Origin of the sequence: Photobacterium sagamiensis, from assembly GCF_050337085.1 — a bacterium.
Taxonomy (GTDB): Bacteria; Pseudomonadota; Gammaproteobacteria; order Enterobacterales; family Vibrionaceae; genus Photobacterium; species Photobacterium sagamiensis.
The window spans coordinates 135,351-157,148 of record NZ_JAKJSP010000020.1 but is presented as its reverse complement, the minus strand read 5'-3'; the positions used below and the strand labels follow the sequence as shown (position 1 = coordinate 157,148).

Genomic DNA, 21,798 nt, shown 5'->3' with positions numbered 1-21,798 from the left:
TATACCCGTGATCATTGATGATGCTTGATTTCTTTAATAATGAGGATCATGCTACACACTATGAAAATGACTCTAACCCAAAAGCAGAAACAAGAACTTGAAAACCAGCATGATAAGACTCRTGACGGTCGAGTGCGTGATCGTATAAAAGCGGTACTTCTTGCATCGGAAGGTTGGAGTACCTCCATGATTTCACAAGCTCTGCGCATCCATGAAACGACAGTTCTTCGTCATCTCAAAGAYTATGAACAATCGAAAAAACTGACACCTGAAAATGGCGGGTCATCGGGATACTTATCTGTAATTCAAACAATGGCGCTAATAGAGCATCTGACTGAGCATGCCTACCATCATACTCATCAAATCGTAGCCTACGTAATGGAACATTTTGGCGTTCAATACAGTGTCCCAGGCATGAACAAATGGCTTCATCACAATGGCTYTAGTTATAAGATGCCCAAAGGTGTCCCACATAAGTTTGATGAAGCAAAACAGCAGGCTTTTATCGAGGCTTATGACGCTCTTAAAGCGAGCTGTGGCAAGGATGAATCGATTTTATTCATTGATGCTGTTCATCCAACGCWGGCGACTAAAATCACGCATGGTTGGATACGTACARGGCAAGATAAAGTGCTTGAAACAACAGGTAGTCGTAGCCGACTTAATATTATCGGTGCGCTGAACCTGTTGGACATCGGAGCCACTGTTGTTAGTGACTATGAAAGCATTAACAGTGAGAACATCGTTCGCTTTTTCTGCAAACTGAGGGACAGTTACCCATTAGATCACACGCTCCATATCATCTTAGATGGGGCGGGATATCACCGTAGTGATTTGGTCMGGGATGCGGCTTTCGTTCTCAATATTAAGCTTCATTATCTTCCGCCTTACAGTCCGAACCTTAATCCGATAGAACGACTTTGGAAAGTGATGAACGAAAAGTCGAGGAATAACGTTTACTTCAAAAGTAAACGTGACTTCAAGGAAGCTATAGACCAATTTTTTACTGTCACTCTTCCAGAGATCGCAGGCTCATTGACGTCTCGACTTAATGATAACTTTCAGGTGCTCAAGTCTGCATCTTTAAGTTGATTGGGTATAGGTGCCACTTCATCATGAAATGGCACAAAAAAACGATGATATATAAATACTAACCTTGATAACAGAGCTTAGAGTTTAAACAGTGAAAGGTCTTGTTTCATTCCCTCGCTAAGCTCGCTAAGACGCGCGCTTGCTTCCCTCACACCTTGCGCGTTGTTGGTGACTTGATTAGTAATATTAAAAATTTCGGTAACGTTCTTGCTAACATCGGCTGAAACTGCATTTTGCTCATCAGATGCCGTCGCAATTTGTGTGTTCATATCACTGATTTGGCCAATATTGTTTAGTATCTCAGAGAGCGCCTGACTCGCCTTTCCTGATTCCTCGATCGTTTTCTGAAGTGCGTTTTGGCTAAACTCCATTGACTCATTGGCATCAGTCGAAGCCAGTTGCAACTCTTCGATTATTTTCTCTATTTCAGTCGTAGATTCTTGAGTACGCTGTGCGAGGTTCCGTACTTCGTCAGCAACGACAGCAAATCCCCGCCCCTGCTCGCCGGCACGGGCTGCTTCAATGGCAGCATTAAGAGCAAGCAAATTGGTTTGCTCTGCAATACTTTTAATGACATTAAGTACCGAACCAATAGTATCGCTCATATCACGCAGTTGCCTTACCTTATCGGCTGTTGAAGTCATGTCATGATCCAGTTGTTTAATTTGCTCTGCCGTGTTTTTCACCACTTCACTACCGCTGTATGCAAGCTTGCTGCAACTCTTGGTGTGTCTTGCTGTCTGATTAGCATTTTGAGCTATTTCACTTGATGTCGAGGACATTTGATTCAATGCTGTGGATGCCAGATCTGTTTCTTGGAGTTGCTGTCGAGTGGCACCCACATTGTTATTTGCATGTTCCATCATCACAAACGACGTTGTGTTAACTTCATTTGCTGTATCAACAACATTATCTATCAGCTGATATAGCTGCTCTATAAAGCGGTTGAAATTTTTTGCCAGTTGCCCGACTTCGTCTTCACTTTTGATATCGAGACGACGGGTAAGATCACCGCCGCCAGCTGCTATATCAGCCAGGGCATCCGCCACCTTTCTTATTGGATTGACCACAAAACGCGTTAGTGCCACCCAATTGGCCAACTGTAGTACCAGTAACAAAACAACAGCGATGGTTGAAAAGACAATTTTTACCATGTTAAGCATCGCATCATTTTTATCGGCTCGGTAGACTACGGTCAGCTTTCCTATTGCTTTTTTTTCTTCCCAATAAATAGCGATATCTCTGGTAATCATATCCTCGAGTGCAGGAGGAACAGCCTGCTCTATTTTTTCAGACAACAACTTATCACGATGGTCATAAGCCGCTATTTTATGGATATAGGGGAAGTCGACAAATGCAGAGAGGGTATTCGTTATTAATGTACTATCGTAAGCAAATATAGGCTCCTGAAGCACAACTGACAATACTGAATCAGATTCTTTTATCTCGTTTTGCAATAACTCTTCAGAATACTGCTGTGCAAAGTAAAAACTAATAGAAAAAATGATCACCATAACAATCAGCGATGCACTCGATAAAAGCAGCATAGATTTTTGAGTAATAGACTTCATTATAATCCCTTTTTAAAGCTTCGTAATATCTAACCAAAATTCCGAACGTCCTGTTGGCGTGTCAGGATGCAGGTATGGGTTATCAATTCGTAAGACAGTCCGTTGTTTTAAATTTGCTTTTGCCAGTACGTCTTTAATCATGGGGTGATTAAAAAACAGATCATCAAAACTGCCATCTTTTATTGCCATTTCGAAACCAGTGAAAATCTTCTCGTGCAGTTTATGATTATTTTTATTAACGAAGAAATACATAGCATTGGGGTAAATCAGCATCAGTTTCTTTTCAACAGTAAGGTTCATTTCTGGCCGAGAGGCAACTTCACTCCAAGGTTCGTGCACTGCCCGAGGAAAGTAATCAAAGCGTTCTCCATCTAGCATAGGTAAGAGATTGGCGTATTTTATTGTCGTGATCACCGGAACATTGGCAGCTCCGAGTACTTTATTATCTCCCCAGAATGTTCCCTGTCCCGCATTAAGCTGCTTCAAATCATTTAACGTAGAAATGTTATCGAATCGAAACTGTTCTCCCTTTCTGATAATGAAAATTCGGTGCCCTAACAGGCCTTTTAGCACCGGAATTCTGATCGTAAGCAGTTGTCTATCATTCTCAGGAGATGCACCTGTCCACATAACATCGATATTGCCCTGCTTAACTTCTTCTCGCAACCTTGCTCCATTTAGTACCTCTGAAGCTTGTATTAAGCTTGCATCAGGCATTGTTTTGCTTAATACTAATTCTAATATGTCATATACTAACTCTTCTTTTGTTCCGGCAACCTTTCTTGTGATAATTTCAGCACCAGAGGCAGGTAAATTAATAATAAGACCTGACAGAACGGCTCCGATTAGAAACATTATTATTCTTTTCATGTGGCTAATATCCCTTACGTGTTTTTATAAATCAGTATTTATAGACACTGATAATTCATTTGAATATCACCTATAGCACTCATGATTTTCTAAATGACTCCGGGTCATTACAATAGATCGAAAATAATTAAATTTAGAATATCTGCGGGTTAAATTAGCGCATAGAAACTAACTTATTACGATAGTCTTGCAATGCATTTAAGCTTACGGGTTTTAGTCGTCGATTTACTGGTTCAAATAGCCCTTCAGATTTAAGCTTTCGGCAAAAGCGAATCACAGTCTCTGTTTCTGTGCCACTAAATTCACCTATTTCTCTATTCGTCCAAGGATACTCCGGAAACTCACGGAACAAATATAAGACAGCATCAAGGATTCGAGTTCCAGCTTTGTGAGATGCTACATTGGCTAACCTTGATTCAGCCTCTCCCAGCTCTTGGCACACACCCAATAATAGCTTGTCAACTAATGAAGGGGTGACAGCTTGCAATTTAGCGACGTTGTTCACTCGAACAGTGGCGATCCGGCTCGGTAACATCGCCCTGGTCGTTGCATAGTAGTGCTGATGACTAAAAAGAGTTCGATAGCCAAAAAAACAACCTGAATCATAGACTCTCAGCAGGTTCTCCTTGCCGTTTATCGATGTCTTATAAAGCCCTATTAGCCCTGATTCAACGTAAAAAAAACCATTTGCCAACTCGCCAGAACGATACACTGACTCCCCTTTAGTCAGTGCACTGTAGCAAGTAAATTCGCAAAGTTGAGAAGGAAATTCTGTTCTCATAATCCAACATACACCGTTAATCAAGTAATCGTAATTCAACTTAGTTTTTAAAGCATTGGACCCATCTAAGTAGTCTTAAGCAGGTAATGAGCTTAAGTACGTTGAGTTCACCCAAGCTGTCGTCATAAACGCTTACTACGTCAGACTAAACTCCAGTTGACTGGCAGCTGTATCCGCGTCACCCATCGGATTTGCTATTAATCCCACATCTTTGTCCTGTCGAAACGACTATCTCACTTGGCTAATCTGAATCTGAAATAGTCCATTTACTTTATCCAATCGGCACCAAACTGTGGTAACGTTTACATTAGCATTCGAGACATGATTTTCAAGGCATCTTGGTCAAAAAAATCTCAATAATATGTTCTCGATTTGCCTTATTTTCACAAGCATTGTTAAATGACATCACTGGTGCACACAAAGGTAAGTTATGGCAACTATTAAAGATGTAGCAAAAGAAGCTGGTGTTTCTGTTGCAACCGTATCACGGGTCATCAATAAGTCTCCCAAGGCTAGTCAAGCAGCGATAGAGACAGTCAATCAGGCAATGCACAAACTCGGTTACCGCCCGAACGCCAATGCACGTGCATTAGTCAGTCAATCCACTAATACCATGGGGGTTTTAGTGGGTGATGTTTCCGACCCGTTTTTCGGTACTCTTGTTAAAGCAGTCGACGGGATCGCCCGTCGCAACGGGAAACATATTCTCATCGGTAATGGTTATCATGATGCCGTGACAGAACGCGAGGCGCTTGAGCTTCTGATCAACAGCCGGTGTGACTCGTTAGTGATCCACAGTAAAGGCTTGACTAACCAGGAGCTGATCGCTTTTGCTCAGGAAGTGCCTGGCCTGGTGCTGATTAACCGATATATTCCAGAAATCGCTGAGCGTTGTATCGCGCTTAATAACCATAAAGGATCATACCTTGCCACCGAATATTTAATTCGCCACGGTCACCAGCATATTGGCTACATCTGCTCTAACCATAACATTGAAGATACGGAGCAGCGCAAAGCCGGTTATCTTGAGGCGCTGAAAGCACACGACCTTACCAGTTCAGACAGCTATATTGAGTACGCCAGCCCGAATGAACAAGGCGGTGAAAGTGCGATGACCAACCTACTAGCCAAAAATTTACCGATTACGGCAGTGGCAACATACAACGACTATATGGCAGCAGGCGCACTGTCAGTATTAGATGAAAATGGGATCAGCGCTCCAGAACAAATGTCATTAATTGGCTTTGACGACGGATTAATTGCCAAATACCTCCATCCGAAGCTGACTACCATTCGCTACCCAATCCTGATGATGGCTGAACAGGCTGCTCAGCTTTCGCTTAAGTTGGCAAATGGGAAAACCAATGATCCTGGTACACGTATGTTTATGCCAACCTTGGTTCGTCGCCTGTCAGTAAGCAAAAATGATAACTCGTGAAAGTAAGCTCCATCTATTACTCAAAAAATAACAGTCCCAGCTGAAAACCCGCAGGGACTGTTATAACCAGTGTCGATAAATCACGGCCTCCCCCGTTTGAGCCGTGATTTACCGAAATGCCGAAAAAATCAGATATTTTTGAAGTTGTAAGATAATTATCGGCCATGATTCTTTCGAGTCACATTAGAATGAGTATTTGAAACTTGCTTTATAGTTCATATAGTTCTTGTCGTCCTGCTTTACATGTTCTCTATCTTCAACTTCTTCTGTTTGATAGAATATTCGTGTTTGAAATGCCAATTTTTCAGTTAATTTATAGGCGGCTTCAACACCGTATCGCTGACGAAGCCCCTCTCGCTTAACACCATCAGCGCTTTCTATATCCCTTGATATATCAATATAGGTGTAAGGACTCACTCGAAGGTCACCGAAGTTTTGACTATAAGCAAGACGAAGCTCCAATGCTTCTACTTGCTTGTTCTTCGCATCACGTCCTTCTTTTCCTTTTCTATATGTTTCACTATATATTGAAGCTAATAACCTTTTATCTTTAGCTAACTTTGTAGATAAAATGAAGTCAATCTCATGTGTATAATCACTATAATTAACTCGATCGACTTTTTTATTAATGCCTACTTCATTCAATTCAGCCTTCCCCATTCTCGGAACTCCCTTCACATCAACAGGAGCAAGAAAGCCATCAATAGCAACAGAGAATGTTGAATTGATTTTGTATCTCATATTTGGGTAAACACGATACTCAGTTACCCGCGAATCATTGGAGAAACTTGCATGACGAAAACCTACCTTTGGTGCAAAGACGAAGTCATCGAACTTCCAGCGATAACCAACATACAGCTCTTGTCGGGCATGATTACCCCATTGGCGTTGTGCTGGTAAATCATAATGGCGATAATCCATACGACCAATCACTTTAAATGGCGAGCCTTCGATAGGATTCACCATCCATTTTGTATACGGCCTGAACCATGACTCCGTTTCATAATTAGTGCTGAAATCTCGAAACTCAGCACCAACCTCAACAAATCCTGCAGATGCCGAGAATGAAGCAGACAATGCCGTCGCAAGCAGTACAATGCTAAAAGCGCTACTCTTCTTAATCATGAAATTACTACCTTGTTTATTAAAATAATTAATTGTTACTATTACTAATTGGTCCCGAGATATACACATCGTCAAAATATGCGATGCTTTGGGTTCGGTTAGTCGCTGTTCCTAGCTTAATTGTATCGATATAATTCTTATCACTCACAAATGGTGCGCCACCCCACACTAACTTTTCGTTGATATAAATATCGTAGGTTTGTGAATCCGTATTGAGTAGAATTTTTAGCTCGTACCATGTATCTGGATTAATATCTGCAATTTTGGTTTGATTAAATTCTTTATCTGTTATAGCCAAGCCAGAGTATTGTTTCGAGTTGACAATGTTCACTAGAAAATCAGTTCCGGCAAACAATCGCACATACTCTTCTTTACCAATGTCGGTAAATTTAAACTTCGTACTTACACTAACAGAAGAACCTTTCTGCGGTGTGAAACTTTTGCTAACAACAACTCTTCCTTTATCTGTCTGATCGGTTAATTGCAACTGGTTACTATCAGATGTTACCTGGGCAAAAGTATTTGGTGATGCAACCGTACTCCACCCAAACGGTTTTTCCCCTTCAGAATTATTGGAAAAGTCATCAGCGACTAAAGGAACTTTATTTGACTCACCTCCCCAGACTTCAACTTGATAAAAACCAAAATCTGAAGTAGTTCCTTTGCTGTTTCCTTTATGATTTTCAATCAGAGATAACTTAATGTACTTACCTTCCGTATCAATGATATCAATCGGTTGAAGCCAAGTGATTGATGGGGCAATATCATTGAATGCTTCCGTATAATTGACACCATCTTCTGAAACTTCAATTTTTATTGCCGGTGTTCTTAATGTAACATCCGTTTTATCGTTGTATTGGTCGTAATGCTTCAGCTTTAATGCTTTTACAAGTTGCTTATCATCAAGTTCAAACACTAATGATGTTTTATCTGTATCGTTGTTATTATACCAAGATGTCGTTAAATCGTTGTCGGTAAGTGCACTTACATCATCACTGTTATTTTCAACGGATACATTCCTAATAGCTAGGTTGGTACCATGGTCATGCTGATGCCCAGTAACGGTTCCAGACATCTCATCAATTTCAATGTAATCATAATAGTTGGTTGCCAAAGATGTTTTTGTATTAAAATAGAGCGGCATCCAAACGCGTCGATTGTCTGTACCATTCCAAGTTTCGGCATTACGAGTTCCAGAGAAAATCCGGCTTGTATTTCCTGAGCCATCATTGGCGACGATTTTTTTTGCCCCAAATAGTTGGGAGTGGTAAGCCGTACTGTCACCAAGTGGTAACATCTCCGACCATGGTCCCGCCAGATTTTCGGCGTAAGCATATTTCTGTTGATTAGGACGCCAGCCTGTCTTTCCCGAAGTGGTTAAGTAGAAATATTCATCTTGCTTAAAGATACTCGGGGCTTCCCTGTGATCAACACTGCCGTTCTGATTATGCCATTCCAGCGATGCAAGCGGCCCATTAGCAACTAAGTCACTACATTCCTGGTTTAACTCATAGAGGTTAATCTTTCCTTCGCTGGTTGCTGCGGAAACTAAATGCAGTGTATTGTTGTCGACAACCGATCCCAAATCACCCGAAGAGTATCCATAAGGGCGGTCAATTATTATTGAATCGGTATAAGCACTAGAAGGTGACTTTGCAGGGTCCAAAATAGCGGCTCGTAGAAGTTCTTTTTTTACGATCGTCTTTCCGTTAGCATCAACACCATGACGCTTCGCCCAAATAGACATTGTTCCGGTACTAGGACAGCGTAACCATTTAATTGCTCGTAACTGGGATAAAGAATAATCATCTAATTGATCCAAGCCTTTTCCAGTCAAGTCAGCTGCACTTAGTACAACTTTGGGATCAGACCATGTTTGACCGTCGTCATAAGAAGTAATAACCGTAAAATTATAGAATTTGTTATCTTGGGTATTTTTCTTTAGTCCATACAGTACACCATCAATTGTTGTCACTTTATCGTATGGCAGACTCAACTTAGTTATCGCTTGGCCTGTAGTTTCAGTACTATTCGCTCCAGCACTTATGCTACAACTTAACAGCAGTGAAGGTAATAGTGCCACCACTATCGATTTAGGTAGAGGTAAAGATTTCATCATATTCTCTTTTATTTCTCTAATCCATAAAAGAGGGCATATTGCATGCCCTCCAAACCTAGACGTTATTAATCTGTGCTTAGCTCTCCTGATTTAACATTAACAGTCCATTTGTCCTGCCAATCCATTGTTAAACCATTTTTAGTTTCTTTAATCGGTAACCAGATATAACGTGATTCCGCCAGGTTCTTAGCGGTATGGCGATCACCACCGTAAATAAAGCTTGTTCCTTTTTCGCCAGGTACTGGAATAATGAAAGCTGTTTGAGAATCAAAGGCTGTATTATCACCAATATCCTTCCACTCACTCCAAGGACCTTCCATAGATGGCGCCATTGAATATCTTTGTTGATTTGGCTTCCATCCCATAGTGCCTGATGAGAACATTACATATTTATCACCCATTTTAAATACGCCAGGTCCTTCTCTGTTCTCTTTTCTGTTTGTCTCAACAGGGAATTCATAAACCAGTTTTTCTAGATCTCTAAAATCAGGTGTCAGCTTGAATATTTTAATATGACGTTTCTTCTTTCCAGCAGTTAGCTGGCCCATTTCACCATGTTTAAGCTCACCAATTGAAGATAGCACGTAATAACCATTGCCATTTTCATCAACGACTAACTCGTTGTCACCCGCATAGTGAGAAACATGGTTTGCGGTAGGGAAGAAGATCCCTTCTTCTTTATAATCACCACAAACGGACTTACTACTTGCAATCCCTGCCCGCATATTTGGCGCGACACCTTTAGGATTACGGTATTTGAACCACATTACATAGCTATCTGTGAGATTGTTATAAACAAACTTAGGACGTGCAATAATGACTTCAGTAGGAAGGTCCGGGTTTTTTTCTGCAGACATCACAGTGTTAACAAATTCCCAGTTACTTAAATCAGTCGATTTATAACAATTTATCGCCTTAAAAGTATTGCTGTTTTTTGTCCGGTCCTGACCTATCCAATAGTAAACTCCATCTTTTAGCATCATGTCACCACCATGAGCTTCAATCAACTGATCATTGGTATCTAGCCAATCTTTACCAGGTTCGATAGTTGATACACCAGCTAATGTTGACGAAGCAAAAAGTAGAGTTGCAATTGATAACGCAGATTGCTTTATCTTTGTATTAATTTTCATAATGTACCTTTTCCTTTAAGGATTATTAAACTAATGATGATAAGGATTCAATAGACATAAACTAATCAGTTAAACGTCCACTTAATGGTCCAAGCCGAATATGGTGACTAAATAAATATGAAGTCTCTTTTCCGTTCGCTTTATGAGCACATCGTTTTCTTCGGTTAAATATATGGTTCTTGAATGTTCAATGGAAATACATTAACAGCGCGTATCCATAAGAAAAAAACATCTCGCGCAATCAACCCTTTTAAAACAATGACTTACACTAAGAACCCATATATTATCATTGTGATCAATCTCTCATGAGAAAAAATTGCAATCATTGATTATTGTCAGAGCTATATTAATCATGTTGCATTGGCTTGGTACTATATTCTTGATTATCATTCAGGTGTTCTTGATCTTAGAGTCTATTAAGCCTTTTTTGATCCGTATTTAATAGAATTAAAAAACATGGTGGTAATTTGTATCAAATAAAGCATATCTCAATTATAAATACTTGCGTGAAATTCTAATTCTTTTGATTGAAACTAAAGTTCTGCTGTGTTCTTTCAGCTCATAAAACACAAAACCAGGCGTCGATATAGACACCTGGCATATTGACATTAATATGCCAAAGTTATGTATATCTCGATTGAGGTACATGTTTAAATGGGAAATGCAAGGAGAATATAAATCACCTCGACAAGGTAGCAATAACATTACAACCTTACATCTACTTTAGCCGTGTAAAAATACACCTAACAGATTTTGCAAAGTGTTTACTAGATATTTTGTATAATTCAAGCTATCTTATTTATTTAACCAATTAGTTTATAACAATCAATTGCATTGTCATTGGTTCATGCAACATTTTTTATATTTCTTCCCGCTACCACAGAGACAACTATCATTCCTGGCCACCATCTTTTTCTTTGTTGATATTTCTTTTGGAACAAACCGACGCATAATATCTGATGCAGGTCGATGATGGGATATAAGTTCAACCATTGTTCTCATTTTCGCTTCTGAATGTTTAAAAAATTGCTTATAGCTCTTACAAAAATAGTTCTGCTCCGCTTTTCCACTGCTTGAAATTGCAAAGCGATGTTTGGGGCATCCACCATGACATGCAAACTTGTATTGGCACTCTCTGCAATCTTTGGACAACGTGCTTTTTTTATCCAAACCAAATTCGATGGCCTTTTCAGAGTTGTTCATATCCAGAATGGTATCTGTATGAATATTACCCAAACGATGTTCTGGATATACGTAATGATCGCAGTTGTACACGTCACCATTCGACTCAAGGGCTAAGTTGTGACCACATGTTTCTGCAAACACACAAACACCTGGTGGCATACCGTACCAGCTCGCCAATGTCGTATCGAACATCTGTACAAAGATTTCCCCTACGTCGTTCCTGATCCATTGATCGAATACACGACATAGAAATTGACCATAAGCCTCAGGTATTACTGACCATGGTGTAACATTCGCTACATTGCTATATTCAGGGCTCACCAAATACAGTCCCTCTTCTGTCGGTACACTGGAAGAGCGTTCAACCAAAGGAATAAACTGTAAGTATTTAGCACCTGTTGACAACAAAAATTCGTATACCCGCTCAGGATGCTCTGCATTGTAGTCATTGACAACAGTCAAAATGTTAAACTCAACTTTATATTTTTTAAGTTTTTCAATTGCTTTAACTACTTTGTCATGGCTTGGTTTTCCGCTGCGATTTACACGATAATGGTCATGGAGATCAGCCGGGCCATCAATTGATATTCCAACTAGAAATTCATGTTTTTTTAAAAATTTACACCATGCTTCATTCAGTAATATCCCATTTGTCTGAATACAGTTCCTGATGCTCTTTCCGTTAGAGAATGTCTGTTGAAGCTCAATAACTTTCTTGAAAAAATCAAGCCCCATCATTGTTGGCTCACCACCTTGCCACACAAACTCAACTTCCGGATGCGGTTGGGCTTTTATGTACTGCTCGATATAGTTACTAAGCGTTTCATCGTTCATCATCCAGTGCTTATTTCGACCCGGATAAAGTTTTTCTTTTTCCAAATAAAAACAGTAACTACAATCAAGATTACATACTGAGCCAGTTGGTTTTGCCATCACATGACAATGAGAGAGAGAAGATTTCGCCATAGTATTAATATTTTTGTTGTTAGAGGGGAGTATATCCCCCTCAGCAAAGAAATTACTGAGGGAGAAATTGATATCAAGATTGTTGTCAGCTTTACTCAGCCGATGTCAATCCAAATATTGACTCGTAGTTAGGATTAGATACGGGAAGCTTAGCTTCTACATCATGCTGCCAGGCTTGAAGTTGTTGATGTAACCTATCAGCGACTTCCGGATGAAGGTCAACTAAATTACATTCTTCCGACACATCCTCATCTAAGTTGTATAGCTCAAGATGATCATCTTCAAAGAACTTAATCAGTTTCCATTGCCCTTCACGAACGGAGCAACCCGGTGTTCCGCCTTGGTTGCTGTAATGCGGGTAATGCCAGAACAGCGGGCCACGTTTAAAGCTCGCGTCTCCTTTCAGCAACGGCATGAAGCTCACCCCATCCTCATGGTGCTCAGGCATTAGCGGAAGCTGTGCCGCTTCAAGGAACAATGGGAAAAAGTCCATGCTGCTGACAGGCTCACTGCATAACGTATTTGGCTTTATAACTGCAGGCCAACGAACAAGCAGTGGCTCGCGCGTACCGCCTTCGTACATCCAACCCTTACCTTCAGCTAGCGGTGCGTTACAGGTAGGAGAGCCTTCTGACGTCGCCAATCCACCGTTATCACTATAAAAAACCACAATGGTGTTGTCAGCCTGGCCTGTCGCCTCCAGCGCATCCAATACCCTACCAACATTCCAATCAAGATTTTCCATCATTGCGGCATAAACCGGATCACTCTGGATAATACGACGTAATACATGGTCATCTTTCAAATGTGCGCAAGAAAAGCTTTCTCCCTTCACAAATGGGTCTTTTTTATCTAATCCCAGGCTTGCTGCTTTCGCTTTGTATTTTTCAACCAAATGTGGATGACATTCTATGGGTGTATGCACCGCATAGTGAGAGAGATGCATGAACCAAGGCTTCTCCTGATCAGCTTGAATCAGATTAATGGCTTCATCTGTAATTCGATCTGTCAGATATTCACCTTCCTCTCCCTCTTCTAAGGTTTCAATTCCGTAGGGAGCAAAGTAACCATTAAATGGATGCCCCCAGTCGCAGCCTGCGATATTCACGTCAAAGCCATGTTTATCCGGATAGGTTTCCGAACGCGTTTCATCATGCTTACTCAGATGCCACTTACCAACATGCCAAGTACTGTAACCATTGTCACGCAGCACCGAAGCAATAGAAGTGTGCTCGGTTGATAAATGGTCAACATAGGGTACATGGGCCAACTTACCTTCTGAATATCCGCCCAACCATTGTGTCACGCCAAGACGGGCCGGCGACTTACCGCTGATAATACTGGCCCGCGTAGGAGAGCAAACCGGGCAAGAAGCATAGGCATTAGTAAAACGCATACCTTGCTGAGCCAGCAAGTCTAGTCGAGGCGTTTCGTAAAAATCACTGCCATAACAGCTCAGATCTTTCCAACCTAAATCGTCCAGTAATATAAATAAAATATTGGGTTGTTTTTTAACTTGAGTATTGTCTATAGTTTTCATTATTTACTACTACTCTCAATTGCATTAACAAGTGTTTTTTCTGATTCAAGCGCTTTTTTGTCTGCTTCGCTACCATAGCGACTAACAACGTATCGCTTATACTTTGGCTGCAATTTAGTATGCGCCCAAACAGAAACACCAATACAAGCACCGATAGTAATCAGAATTACTTTGCCAAATATCGGAGAAACCACAGCATCCGCATAAGCCAGACCAACATTTGAGAATACGATGTAAGACAGTACTGCAAGAGATAGAAGCACAGAGCTGGTCAGCATCGCATATCGCCACGGTTGCATTTCAACTTTAGGCTTATGAATATGAACGAATGCTTCTTTGGATGGTTTGACTAACGCCCAGACAACCAATATCGATACTTCAATCACAAATAACAGGCCAAACACATGCATCCAGTGGATAGGCACTTTGATTTCTAAAGTACGCTCTAATCCCCATACCAACAGGTAATAGGTAATAACATGGAACACAATGATAAATTGAGCTGCCCTTCCAGGGATACGCAGCTTACCGGTGAATAGACCCATCAAGACTAAGCTCACGATTGGTATCGCAATAAAGCCGGTAAACTTTTGTAGGAAGACAAATAGTCCATCAGGTGCATTAAGCAACATTGGCGCGGCAAACAGGGTGAAACCAGCGCAAATAATTGCAAACACTTTTGAAACAAAAATAAGTTTAGTGTCACCTACATTTTTGTCAATAAAAGGCTTATAGATATCTAACGCAAACATTGTTGCTGCAGAGTTAAGTAGCGAGTTATAGGTAGAGAACACTGCACCTAGTAGCACAGCAATAAACAGACCCATAAGTGGTGCAGGCAATGTTTCACGCACTAAAGTCGGGTAAGCAATGTCTCGTGGCGATAAGCCGTCACCAAATAGGTGGAATGCCAAAATACCAGGGAACATGGCAATAAAAGGAACCAGCATTTTGAAGAAGCCAGAGAGTAACAGGCCTTTCTGACCTTCTTTCAGACTAGCCGCACCAAGAGCACGCTGGATTACAAATTGGTTGGTAGCCCAATAGAAGGTTGCCATCACCATTAAGCCTGTAAATATGGCAGAGAAAGGAATTACATCACCTTTATTACCTGTACCAATCGCATTCAGCTTTTCAGTATGGGTAGTTGCTATATGATGCAGGGCATCCGTCATACTGCCACCGATTTGATCGCCAAGCGCCATCAGACCAAAAACAGGAACAAGACAGCCAATCACAAGCAAACCTATACCATTTAAGGTGTCAGAAATGGCCACGGCTCGCAAGCCGCCTGCAACGGCATAAAACGCACCAATGATACCAATGACCCAGGTTACTATCCAAAGCGCACTAACCTGACTTAAACCAAAAGTCTGCTCAATGTTGAGGATTTTCATTAATGCCAGAGAACCACCGTACAAAATTGATGGTGACCAGACAAAAATGTAACCAAACATCAATAGGCCAACAACTAAACGACGCGTCCCTTCACCATAGCGTGATTTTAAAAATTCAGGGATAGTCGCGAAAGCACCGCCTAAATACATAGGAAGAAATAGGCAGGCCAGTAGGATGATCCCGCGTACAGCCCAAACTTCCCAAGCCAGTGGCGTTAAATTACCAAAATAAGTAAGACCGCTTTGTCCAATTAATTGTTCTGTCGAAATATTTGTCAATAATAACGAACCTGCAATAAAAACACTGCCCAGTCCATTTCCGGCGAGAAAGTAGCCACTTGCTGTAGATACCTGCCCCTTCGTTTTACGCCATGAATAATACGCAACAAACGCCATAAACATGACACATGTAAGTAAGGTAAACATTCAGATTCCCTCTATAAATAAAATGCAGCTTAACATTCACATTATTAATGTAAGTTCGTTTACTATGATGTTCTCTAAGTTACAATTGATAAAATGAATTTTTGGCCCAAAGCCATACTGAAAGGTTATAGATGAGCTATGGATAAGCTTCTACGGCAGTTTAAAGCAGTTGCACAACATAAAAACTTATCAACAGCTTGTGAGCAGCTTCACATTACGCAGCCAGCACTAACTAGAAATATTAAAAAATTAGAAGATAAACTTGGCGTGTTATTATTCGAGCGCATGCCTAGGGGAATGGCCATAACCCACTATGGTGAAATATTACTAAAAAGAGCAAATCGTATTGAAAAAGAATATATGTATGCTCTACGTGAAATCCAAGCGGTACAGCAAGGAGAAGAAGTAAAATTAAGAATTGGAGCAGATAATTTATGGGCTGAAGCCTACCTAACAGACATATTGTCTGAATTTTATCGTATGCATCCCCTTGCTGAGGTTAGAGTAAAAGCCGGACCTGTCAGCAGCTTATTGCCTAAGTTAATTGAAGGGAAAATTGATGTTATTTTAGGCAACATTGACTGTCATGTTAAATCTGATTTATATATAGTTAAAGAAAAGTTGGTCGATGTTAAGTTCCATGTTATTGCCCGAAAAGAACATCCATTGCATCAATCAGATAATATTGATATAGAAACTTTATCAGAAAATAAGTGGGTGATTTATCAGCAATCTGATGATTATGTGTGGCATGTGAATGAACTCTTTTATAATAAAGGGACTAAACCAGCGAAAATAAGTTTACATACTGCATTTTTACCTCAAGCTATTACACTGATGCAGAATCATAATTTTCTTATGTATGTACCAGACAAGCTCATTGGCTATATGCAGCAACAAGGATTATTTCCTTTGAAATCCCTCGAACCAATACACCAATTCAATAGCGGCATTTGGTATCAAAGGAATATTATGGAATTACATGGCCCAAGAAGTTTACTATCAATTACAAATAGTCATCTAAAAAGAGCTGAAAAGCCATCTTCAGAGTAAGCACTTTGGAATTAGCCCTCTAAAAGAGGGCTATAGATCAGTCGACAATACTCAATTGCAACGGCTTTGTTGAACAAATCAGATTCAGCTATTGTAAGTTCACAGATCTGTTTTTCTGTTTATACGGAAAGAACTGAGCCGATAACAAATCCTAAATACAGAATGTTAGATTTTAAACAATATAATCAAGCACTTGTGAATAAATAGGCGATTACATCCTGGATTGAGCATGAAGCGGTTCCTTCATGGCATTGTACCCAACATCATGGCCGCCGAGGTAGAGGCCATCAGAACTCAGATACGCCATGCAGGGCTATTACAATAAGCCATTCTCGATGAGTACAGCGATAAACGGCACTGACTACTTATTAAGCAATCAACTGTAAGGCTAACAATAAAATATCATGATTATACTTACTGCTTCTTATATCGAACGCTTAAAGATTGATTCTATGTCAGTTTTATTATGGCCAAAAACCATTTTTGTTTGTGCTAAAAATAACTCTGCGGCTGCTAGTGCATCAATCAAAGCATTGTGAGATGGGTATTCAGGTAAACCATATTTTTCTCGTAATGTTATTAATCTAACATCGTCTAAATCCTTATCACTTTGCTGGTATGCAAGCATTGAACGCTCAATCCTCATTGTGTCCAACCATAATAATGGCAGAGAATTAAACCCCAACTTAGTCATTATATAGTGATTAATAAATCGTTTCTCAATCGTGGCCCCATGAGCGATTAAGATCTTTCCCGCTACATTTTTAAAAACTTCTTCCATTGCATCATCAATTGACACCCCATTATGAAGAGTCTCAGGTACTATATGATTAATAACAGCAGTTTCACGCTTTACTTTTTCTGACGCGCTGATATATATGTGCTTTGCTGTTTGAAGATCAATCTTCATACTTTCTACTTCGACCCAGCCGATGCTTAATATACTGTCGACGAGTGGATTCAAACCTGTCGTCTCAATATCAACAGCTAAATAAGTTAAATTTTCAAGCTTTTCATATTTATCGGGTAGCTGGTGCTCAAAAATTGGTGCTAAAATGTTAGGAATGCTTGACTCATTGATTTGCTTTTCTCTGCTAATTTTAATCTTATCTAAAGGGCCCAAATGACTTTTTAACCACTTAATCATTAATTTAACATCCCCTTGCTAGCAAAATGCATTTGAGCAGCTTCCTGTAATTCAGCAACAATCCTAAATGCGTCTTTCAGATGGTGACGTTCAAAATGACTCAAAGAGCTTGGATCAATATGATTATTTGGCTGCTCTCCAGACTTGAACGATTTCAACTGATATTTCAAACGAATCGAACATATAAATTGATAAGCTTCATATACATCGGAAAATGTTTCTTCGGTAATAGTTCCATACTTTAAGGCAATTTCTAATCGTTCTTTCGTACTTCCTTCAACATGTCCTGCAGCTAATCCATACACTCTGGCCAAATCAACGATTGGGTTAATTGCTCGCTTTTTTAAATTCAATTTATTTTGGTTTTCCCCCTCTTTGATAAGTACAAAATTCCGAAAAATACCGAGAGGTGGAGTGATCCTTAAAGAATTTGCAACTAAGATTGAAAATAAGCGTTGATGATCTTCCACCAAGTTACTCACATGTTGCTGCAATGATTGAAACAAAGGCTTAGAGCCATAGACGCAACGTATATCCAAAAATACAGTAGCATTCAACAAGGCTTCACGTTCAGGGCGTAATATCCACTCACTATAGTATTTTTTCCAGATATCTATAGATTTACACCACTTAGCATTACTAGCCATAAAGTCACCTGGACATAACATATAACCGCAACGATCAAGCCCATCACAAACAACTTGTGCAAACTCGTTGAAATACGCCAGTTGAGAACTCGTTACTCCCTCTGGTAAAATAAGTGCGTTATCCTGATCAGAAATTGCTTGCACCTCATAACGAGCTTGCGAGCCTGCAACGAACCATACAAATTCACAGGGGGCATCGCCCAATTTTTCCTGTGTAAGTTCTATAACTCGGTTCTGATAAGCGTCGGCAATCAAAGTCATTACATGACCTGTATTGTGAGGGCTGACACCCCCTTCAACCAAGGCTTCAAAAATAACTTGCCGTTGCATTTTCAGTTCGACTAATGCATCTATGCTATCAGAATGACGAATGCTGTTAATAAGATAAACGGCTTGCATCCGGTGTTTTTGTACAAGGTCAGTCGCGGATAATATGCCGATCACTTTGCCATCTGCGACAACAGGTACATTTCGTATATTATGTTGCATCATTAATGCAACTGCAGTGAGCACAATATCATGTGGACCAACTGTATAAGGTGAGGGCGACATGATATCTATAACGGGTAATTGGTGATCTACCCCCTCAGCAACTACCCGTTTGGTCATATCGCGATCAGTGACAATACCAACCAATTTATCATCGTCCATGACAATAGCTGATGAGCGATGCCTTACGCGCATTTCACGAGCAGCTTGTTGAATTGTCCAGTCCGACTGAACAATAGCTACCTTGTTATTGGCGACATCCGCTACTTCTTTTACGAATAACCCTTTCTCCTCATGAGACCACTCGACCTTCACAGCTTTACTCAAGCGAATACGCGCATGAGCATTGAAATGTGAGGCATATTCAGGATTGTCTTCTAAGAGTTGTTGTAATTTCATATTTGGGATTGTGTAGAGTAATGTGTTCTCTACTGCGTATGCCGAGTACCTAGCTTCATCATCAGCTTGTAGCCAAGTAAAACCAAATAGATCCCCTGAACCTAACCTTGCTCGTAAGCTACCATCAGGCTTTCGTTGCTCGATTGCCCCCACTCTAACAATATAAAGAAAACGCTCTGTCGCTTCTTGACCATCATAAATTTTTTCGCCGACTGACAAATAAGAGATTTGTATATAGGATGCAAGTTGCTTTTGTACGTTATCGGGCAGTTTATCAAACGGATCTATCCGTGCTAAAAATTCATAGATATTAGGTAAAAGTGAGTTGTCCATTTTGCTTACTTACCTCTGTGATCGACGAAATAAATTAAAACATAGACTGTATTGAACCTACCTTTTAGGCTCTCAACATCTTACCGAGTTAAATGGCTAATACTGAGTCGGTCACTTTAAACAGTGTTCCAATGTATTATGAATATAAAAATCTAGCGTTACTAACCAAAAATAATGACAACAAGCCAATTCCAGATTAAATAATATTTGTAGAAGGTTAACGCCAATTTCACTTTCCGCCTTAACTAAATGAAGCATAATTATTATTTTAAATTACGTTGACACTAATTAATTATGATAAGGATCATATTGTGACAGTTATTACCAGTTGATTTTGTAGTCCTGTTTGTAAAACCAATAATTAGAAAACAAAAAAACGGCTCTGAGTGAACACTGAAAGCCGTTTGTCAAAATCACAGTTATCTCAATCATCATTAAAGACAAATGCACTATCTAGCACATAGTATTCATAACCCTCGTTCCACTGCTGAACGGTTATATCTTCTTGCTGGGTATTAGCACACTGCCCGTTATACATGAGGCCATCCATTCCTCGTTGATATGATTCAGCTGGCTGGCAGAATTGTTCTATTCCTTTAAAATAGCCCTGCTTATATTCTTCATAAGCCGCTTTTGATAACGCATTTAACTTTGTCAATTCCGGCTTGGCTTTTTGGTAATTTCCTGCCTGTCCGTCAAGAATTCCAATTTGCTGCCATTCATTGTTCTGTGCAAGTTCTACCTGACTGGGTAGGCCAGAGCAGCCCATCAGCAACAAACCTGCAAGTATACAAATTACGATTTTCATATTTACCTCACTAAACATGCCTCAACGTGGAATATGCTGAGGGGTACTAATAAGATAGCTCGTTCTGTGTAAAACAGTGTAAACCCCTGTAAAACAGGTACGTAAGGATATAATTCCAGAAGTTAAGACAAAAAAATGGAAAAAGCCCCTACTGATGCAGCAGGGGCTTTTTGATTTTATCGATCAAATATACCTAGATTAACTAATCTAAGCCAGAATTAGTCTATAAATTGTGCAGTGCTGATAGCTTTGTTCCTGTTGTAAAATACATGATGGCTGAGGCCATTCAGGGTTATTTGGCGAATCCGGTAGAAACTGAGTTTCGAGAGCAAAGCCTGCTAAGCCTGCATATTCATTACCAGAACGATTGGGACAACCTGCGAGAAAATTCCCTGTATAGAGTTGCACTGCCGGCTTTGTGGTAGCAACTTCCAGTATGAGTTTGCCATCAGGCGAAACCACCTTGGCAGCAATGGCTTCACCACCTTGGCAATCGTTACCCAGCAAGAAAGAATGGTCATAACCGGATACCCGTTTTTGATCATCATCCACCATGAAATCCCGGCCGATAGTTTTAATTTTTGTAAAATCAAAACCTGTATTGGCAACAGGTTTCAACTCTCCGAGCGGAATACCCTTGTCATCGGTTGGCAGGTAGTAAGCAGCATTAATAAATAACTTATGCTCTAGGCAATCATGCCCTGCTTCTGCCCCCATCAAATTAAAGTACGCGTGATTGGTTAAATTAACCGGACAAGGTTTATCAATCATGGCGCTATAGCTAATAGCGACCTCATTATCATCTGACAATTCATAGCTAACCCGAGTAATGAGGTTACCAGGGAAACCTTGGTTCCCATCTTCTGATTGCAGTAAAAACACCAGCCTTTGCGGATCAGATTGCTCAACTTGCCAACGACATTGGTCAAAACCCTTCGGACCACCATGCAGACAGTTACCAGCCTCATTGGTTAATAGCTGATAGCTTTGTCCCTGATAACTGAACTTCCCGGCCTTAATGCGATTCGCATAACGACCAACAGTCGCCCCAAGATACGCTGACTGCTGTTGATGCTGTACCATTGAGCGAACACCCAGCAGTACTTCCCTCGCCTTACCCTCTACCACCACCTGACAGCTCAACCAGGTTGCCCCGATATCCATCAATGTTACTGTTGTACCTTGTGTATTGGAAAGGGTAAACAGCTTGGCTGGACGGCCGTCGTAGGCCGCCTCTTCCGTCATGGTTTCCTTAAAGCTTTGTTCTATCGCCATGGTC

16 protein-coding genes are annotated in these 21,798 nt (G+C 40.4%); 3 read left to right on the top strand and 13 right to left on the bottom strand.

The window, feature by feature from the left end; genetic code table 11:
- Positions 1 to 60: 60 nt before the first annotated feature.
- A complete protein-coding gene (locus tag L4D76_RS10045; protein WP_428440771.1) occupies positions 61 to 1,092 on the top strand; it encodes an IS630 family transposase in 1,032 nt (343 codons plus the stop codon).
- A gap of 77 nt (positions 1,093 to 1,169) precedes the next feature.
- On the opposite strand, the gene L4D76_RS10040 is transcribed toward L4D76_RS10045, so the two are convergent.
- The 3 genes from L4D76_RS10040 to L4D76_RS10030 all read right to left on the bottom strand — a co-directional run bounded on the left by L4D76_RS10040 (position 1,170) and on the right by L4D76_RS10030 (position 4,314).
- Positions 1,170 to 2,663, bottom strand: coding sequence for a methyl-accepting chemotaxis protein (locus L4D76_RS10040; RefSeq protein ID WP_428440770.1), 1,494 nt, complete (start codon positions 2,661 to 2,663; stop codon positions 1,170 to 1,172).
- A gap of 12 nt (positions 2,664 to 2,675) precedes the next feature.
- The gene (locus L4D76_RS10035) at positions 2,676 to 3,533 is read right to left on the bottom strand and encodes a diguanylate cyclase (protein WP_428440769.1); all 858 of its coding nucleotides are present in this window, start codon (positions 3,531 to 3,533) and stop codon (positions 2,676 to 2,678) included.
- Between the two features lie 154 nt (positions 3,534 to 3,687).
- A complete protein-coding gene (locus L4D76_RS10030) occupies positions 3,688 to 4,314 on the bottom strand; it encodes a Crp/Fnr family transcriptional regulator (protein WP_428440768.1) in 627 nt (208 codons plus the stop codon).
- A 430-nt stretch (positions 4,315 to 4,744) separates the two neighbouring features.
- On the opposite strand from L4D76_RS10030, the gene L4D76_RS10025 reads away from it, so the two are divergent.
- Entirely contained in the window at positions 4,745 to 5,752 is a 1,008-nt protein-coding gene (locus L4D76_RS10025; protein ID WP_428440767.1) for a substrate-binding domain-containing protein, read from the top strand.
- Positions 5,753 to 5,935: 183 nt separating this feature from the next.
- Here the strand turns inward: L4D76_RS10025 and L4D76_RS10020 are convergent, their stop codons facing one another.
- From L4D76_RS10020 to L4D76_RS09995, 6 genes are all read right to left on the bottom strand, one after another.
- Positions 5,936 to 6,877: a hypothetical protein gene (locus L4D76_RS10020; protein WP_428440766.1), complete on the bottom strand. Its 942-nt coding sequence runs from the start codon at positions 6,875 to 6,877 to the stop codon at positions 5,936 to 5,938.
- 28 nt (positions 6,878 to 6,905) lie between these two features.
- A complete protein-coding gene (locus tag L4D76_RS10015; RefSeq protein WP_428440765.1) occupies positions 6,906 to 8,993 on the bottom strand; it encodes a discoidin domain-containing protein in 2,088 nt (695 codons plus the stop codon).
- Positions 8,994 to 9,061: 68 nt separating this feature from the next.
- Positions 9,062 to 10,129 carry a family 43 glycosylhydrolase gene (locus L4D76_RS10010; protein WP_428440764.1) on the bottom strand — a complete coding sequence of 356 codons (1,068 nt, stop codon included), beginning with the start codon at positions 10,127 to 10,129 and terminating at the stop codon, positions 9,062 to 9,064.
- 837 nt (positions 10,130 to 10,966) lie between these two features.
- A complete protein-coding gene (locus tag L4D76_RS10005) occupies positions 10,967 to 12,280 on the bottom strand; it encodes an anaerobic sulfatase maturase (protein ID WP_428440763.1) in 1,314 nt (437 codons plus the stop codon).
- Between the two features lie 91 nt (positions 12,281 to 12,371).
- Complete coding sequence (locus L4D76_RS10000; protein ID WP_428440762.1) at positions 12,372 to 13,820, bottom strand: sulfatase; 1,449 nt, start codon at positions 13,818 to 13,820, stop codon at positions 12,372 to 12,374.
- Entirely contained in the window at positions 13,820 to 15,643 is a 1,824-nt protein-coding gene (locus L4D76_RS09995; RefSeq protein ID WP_428440761.1) for a solute:sodium symporter family transporter, read from the bottom strand. Before L4D76_RS09995 ends, L4D76_RS10000 begins: the two co-directional genes overlap by 1 nt.
- A gap of 138 nt (positions 15,644 to 15,781) precedes the next feature.
- On the opposite strand from L4D76_RS09995, the gene L4D76_RS09990 reads away from it, so the two are divergent.
- Entirely contained in the window at positions 15,782 to 16,696 is a 915-nt protein-coding gene (locus L4D76_RS09990; RefSeq protein ID WP_428440760.1) for a LysR family transcriptional regulator, read from the top strand.
- Positions 16,697 to 17,120: 424 nt separating this feature from the next.
- On the opposite strand, the gene L4D76_RS09985 is transcribed toward L4D76_RS09990, so the two are convergent.
- The 4 genes from L4D76_RS09985 to galM form a co-directional block, all read right to left on the bottom strand.
- The gene (locus L4D76_RS09985) at positions 17,121 to 17,843 is read right to left on the bottom strand and encodes a 3'-5' exonuclease (RefSeq protein WP_428440759.1); all 723 of its coding nucleotides are present in this window, start codon (positions 17,841 to 17,843) and stop codon (positions 17,121 to 17,123) included.
- Positions 17,843 to 19,711, bottom strand: a complete 1,869-nt coding sequence (locus L4D76_RS09980) for a putative nucleotidyltransferase substrate binding domain-containing protein (protein ID WP_428440758.1) — start codon at positions 19,709 to 19,711, stop codon at positions 17,843 to 17,845. Before L4D76_RS09980 ends, L4D76_RS09985 begins: the two co-directional genes overlap by 1 nt.
- 424 nt (positions 19,712 to 20,135) lie before the next feature.
- The gene (locus tag L4D76_RS09975; protein WP_428440757.1) at positions 20,136 to 20,519 is read right to left on the bottom strand and encodes a DUF2799 domain-containing protein; all 384 of its coding nucleotides are present in this window, start codon (positions 20,517 to 20,519) and stop codon (positions 20,136 to 20,138) included.
- 207 nt (positions 20,520 to 20,726) lie between these two features.
- The gene (galM, locus tag L4D76_RS09970) at positions 20,727 to 21,794 is read right to left on the bottom strand and encodes a galactose-1-epimerase (RefSeq protein ID WP_428440756.1); all 1,068 of its coding nucleotides are present in this window, start codon (positions 21,792 to 21,794) and stop codon (positions 20,727 to 20,729) included.
- Between the last annotated feature and the right edge of the window lie 4 nt (positions 21,795 to 21,798).